Source organism: Streptomyces sp. UG1 (assembly GCF_049974585.1).
In the GTDB taxonomy this organism is placed as follows: domain Bacteria; phylum Actinomycetota; class Actinomycetes; order Streptomycetales; family Streptomycetaceae; genus Streptomyces.
The window spans coordinates 1-501 of sequence record NZ_JBNGGG010000177.1; the positions used below are offsets into that span (position 1 = coordinate 1).

Consider the following 501-nt stretch of genomic DNA (forward strand, 5'->3'; position numbering starts at 1 on the left):
GCTGCGCTACCTGATCGTCGGCGACACGGAAATGGCCCAGAAGCTCGGCGCCCTGGAACTCGACGAAGAGGACCTGGCGCTGTGCAGCTACGTCTGCGCCGGCAAGTACGAATACGGCCCGATTCTGCGGGACAATCTGGCACGCATCGAGCAGGAGGGCTGAGCCATGGGTTTGCGTAACCTGCTCGACACGGTCGAGCATCATTTCGAGAAGGGCGGGCGCTACGAGAAGTGGTACCCGCTGTACGAAGCCGTGGACACCTTCCTCTATCGTCCCGGCAGCGTCACCCGCACCACTGCACACGTGCGCGACGGCATCGACCTGAAGCGCATGATGATCATCGTCTGGCTATGCACCTTCCCGGCGATGTTCTTCGGCATGTACAACGTCGGCCACCAGGCCAACCTGATCTTCGCCCAGAGCCCCGACCTGTTGAGCGCCCAGGATGGCTGGCGCTTCGCCCTGATCGGCGCGCTGGCCGGGTTCGACCCGAACAGCTT

General features: G+C 63.3%; 1 protein-coding gene. It reads left to right on the plus strand.

Annotated elements, in window-relative coordinates:
• Positions 1-166: 166 nt before the first annotated feature.
• Positions 167-501: RnfABCDGE type electron transport complex subunit D (locus ACP4J3_RS50910; RefSeq protein ID WP_426545131.1), on the plus strand; the 335-nt coding region annotated here is incomplete at its 3' end.